This window comes from Pseudochrobactrum sp. sp1633, from assembly GCF_030376605.1.
Classification (GTDB): domain Bacteria; phylum Pseudomonadota; class Alphaproteobacteria; order Rhizobiales; family Rhizobiaceae; genus Pseudochrobactrum.
Genome location: NZ_JARRAE010000041.1, coordinates 1 through 3,221, shown reverse-complemented (window position 1 = coordinate 3,221; position 3,221 = coordinate 1). Strand labels below are relative to the sequence as shown.

The 3,221-nt window shown below is 54.4% G+C and carries 3 protein-coding genes and 1 pseudogene; 3 read left to right on the top strand and 1 reads right to left on the bottom strand.

The window, feature by feature from the left end; genetic code table 11:
- Nucleotides 1-208 precede the first annotated feature (208 nt).
- Nucleotides 209-1,105, bottom strand: coding sequence for a mechanosensitive ion channel family protein (locus tag P8H26_RS17980; RefSeq protein WP_289634456.1), 897 nt, complete (start codon nucleotides 1,103-1,105; stop codon nucleotides 209-211).
- An 86-nt stretch (nucleotides 1,106-1,191) separates the two neighbouring features.
- Between P8H26_RS17980 and P8H26_RS17975 the strand changes: the two genes are divergently transcribed.
- The 3 genes and pseudogenes from P8H26_RS17975 to P8H26_RS17965 form a co-directional block, all read left to right on the top strand.
- A complete protein-coding gene (locus P8H26_RS17975; RefSeq protein WP_080531307.1) occupies nucleotides 1,192-2,088 on the top strand; it encodes a cation transporter in 897 nt (298 codons plus the stop codon).
- A 3-nt stretch (nucleotides 2,089-2,091) separates the two neighbouring features.
- Nucleotides 2,092-2,604, top strand: a complete 513-nt coding sequence (lspA, locus tag P8H26_RS17970; protein WP_003821921.1) for a signal peptidase II — start codon at nucleotides 2,092-2,094, stop codon at nucleotides 2,602-2,604.
- 21 nt (nucleotides 2,605-2,625) lie between these two features.
- A pseudogene (locus P8H26_RS17965) lies at nucleotides 2,626-3,221 on the top strand (ISL3-like element ISPpu12 family transposase); the annotation flags it as partial.

Below are 3,221 nucleotides of genomic sequence, written 5' to 3'. Positions count from 1 at the left end.
CAAGAAAGCCTGCCCGTTTGTTGCATTCCCGGTCCGTTCGGCAAGGCCGAAAGCGCAGTCCGCCCGCTTTTTAGCGGGTGCGCTTAGGTCAGGGAATTCAACAAAGAGGGAGTATTCAGGCTTTCTGGCGGAGGAGGGCATGCGACTTTGCAGATGCCGATACGAAACTCATTCATGCGGCCTCGCAATCTCGCCCATGCTCTGAAACTCAGCTCGACGAAATCTGCGCTGGCAGCTTCACGGCACTTCCACCACTTGGACAAATGGTCACGTGAGGGAATGGAATTTCAATGCCAACATTGTCAAACGCCGCTTTAATGCGCTTGTTGTACTCACGGCGCACGCCCCATTGCTCGCCCGGCAGCGTTTTAAATCGCACGCGAACAATCACGGCTGAATCGGCAAGTTCTTGCACACCAAAGGTCGACATGGGTTCGGTAATTTTCGGTCCCCACTCTTTGTCTTCCGCCAATTCAGTGCCCACTTTTTGCATCACCTGAATGGCTACGTCGACTTCCTCTTTGTAGGCGATGCCCACATCAACAACTGCATAGGCAAAGTTCATGGTGGAGTTGGTCACCGAATCAATCTGACCATTTGGAACAAAATGCACATTGCCGTGTGCGTCACGCAAACGCACATACCGCAGGGTTACATTTTCGACCGTGCCGCTTTTGCCACCCACTTCAATGAAGTCGCCTGCGCGAATCTGGTTTTCGATCAGCAGCACAATACCGGTGAAGTAATCTTTCACCAAACTTTGTGCACCAAAACCAACGGCCAAACTCACCACACCGGCAGCGGCCAGCATAGGGGCAATGGATATACCAATGGTGCCCAAGGCAATCAAAGCGCCGAGCAGCAAAATGACCACATTGGTCACGTATTTCAGCACGCGAATCAGGGTTTCGATTCGTTTTTGATCATCCAGCGTTTTGCTGCGTGCCTGCATGCGCGTACCCACGCGATCGATTGCTGCTTTTACCAAGCGCAACACAATCAGGGCAACTACGATGACCAGAAAAAATTTTGCGGCTTGCAAACCAAGGTCCAGCAGCTTGGCTGGTTCGATGTATTTGAATAGGGTTTCGAGTTGTTCGTTCATGGTGCTCCCACTGCTAAAAAGAGCCACCTATTGTACATGACTTGTTTTTAAATGGTACCACAACATTGTTCAAGTGGAGTCGTATCATGAGCAAATCCTGTGGTGGCGCCTGTGGCGGTGATGCAACGTCCGCAGCGGATACCGATATACAGGCCTCCTCCGAGGCGCCAGGGAGATGGGTCAGTGTTTATGCCGTGCCGAAGATGGACTGTCCATCAGAAGAACGAATGATTCGCCTAGCCCTGAACGGCTTTGAGGAGATTCGGGCGCTGTCCTTCGACTTGTCGAACCGCCGGCTGAAGGTCGTGCATGACGGCGAGGTCGAGCCCGTCACCTCGAAACTGAAGACCTTGGGGCTAGGCGCCTCGCTTCAGGAAACCGTCGCTGCAAATCCGGAGACCATCAAGGCCGCCGAGTTTTCGGCAGCTTCTGCTAAGCAAGAATCCGGGACCCTGCGCTGGTTGCTCGGCATCAATGCACTTCTGTTCGTGGTGGAAATGACTGCCGGTCTGATCGCCCAGTCCACCGGCCTGATTGGAGAATCCCTGGACAATTTTGCCGATGCGGCGGTGTACGGGCTTGCCCTTTATGCGGTTGGACATAGCGTGAAAATGCAGGTACGTGCCGCGCATCTTGCTGGTGTACTGCAACTGATCTTGGCTGTGGGCGTGCTCGTAGAGGTGGTGAGACGCTTTGTATTCGGTAGTGAGCCTGAATCGCTGGTGATGATGGCTATCGCATTCGTCGCATTGATTGCCAATACCAGTTGTCTGCTGCTCATATCCAAACATCGGGAAGGCGGGGCGCACATGAAGGCAAGCTGGATATTCTCGGCCAACGACGTGGTGATCAACCTGGGGGTCATCACCGCCGGCGCCCTGGTCGCGTGGACCGGGTCCAATTATCCGGATCTGATTATCGGCACCATCGCGGGGGTCATTGTACTTAACGGTGCCAGACGCATTCTGGCGTTGAAGGGTTAAATAATGCTCATTATTGGCAAAAAGCTCTCGCCGTATGCCCTATTGTCCATATCGGGCCTGCTGGCAGCGTCTGATCAGGCTGTAAAGTGGCTGGTGCAGCAATCAATGGCCTATGGCGAGTATGTTTCGGTGACCCCGTTCTTTAACTGGGTGCACCTATGGAACACCGGTGCCGCATTCAGTCTTTTTGCGAATGGTGGAGGCTGGCAGCGCTACTTTTTTATCGGAATCGCGGTAGTGGTCTCGATTTTTCTGATCAAGCTGATCCTTGAAAATCGTCATAAAGGAGAAGCCATCGCTTACAGTCTTATCCTCGGTGGCGCCATGGGCAACCTGATTGACCGGGTCTTTCGCGGCTATGTTGTGGATTCCTTTGATTTCTATTGGCGAGACTGGCATTGGCCGGCCTTCAACCTGGCTGATATTGCAATTGTCCTCGGTGCCTTACTTTTCGTTTCCAGCAGCTTGTTGGGTAAAAAAGCAAACACCAATGCCGAGTCGGATGGATCTGACTGACACCTACGCCTATACAACACCATGACCGAACTTCCCGACAACATCCTTCACCTGCCGCAATACCAAGTACTGGGCTGCAAATCAACCGACGACGAAATACACTTCCAGGTGGACGTGCCCGATCCCATCGCCTGCGAGGAATGCGGCGCGCAGGGTGAGTTCGTACGGTTCGGCAAGCGTGACGTTCCCTATCGTGATCTGCCCATCCACGGCAAGCGGGTCACTCTCTGGGTGGTCCGCCGCCGATACACCTGCCGGGCCTGCAAGACAACATTCAGGCCCCAGCTACCGGAGATGGTGGACGGATTCCGTATGACACTGCGGCTGCATGAGTACGTGGAGAAGGAATCCTTCAACCACCCCTACACCTTTGTGGCGGCACAGACCGGCCTGGACGAGAAGACGGTGCGCGACATCTTCAACGCCCGCGCCGAGTTCCTGGGGCGCTGGCACCGCTTCGAGACGCCCCGCATCCTGGGCATTGACGAGCTATACCTGAACAAGCGCTACCGCTGCATTCTGACCAACATTGAGGAGCGAACCCTGCTCGACCTGCTGGCCACCCGCCGCCAGGACGTGGTGACCAACTACCTGATGAAGCTGAAAGACCGGCAGAA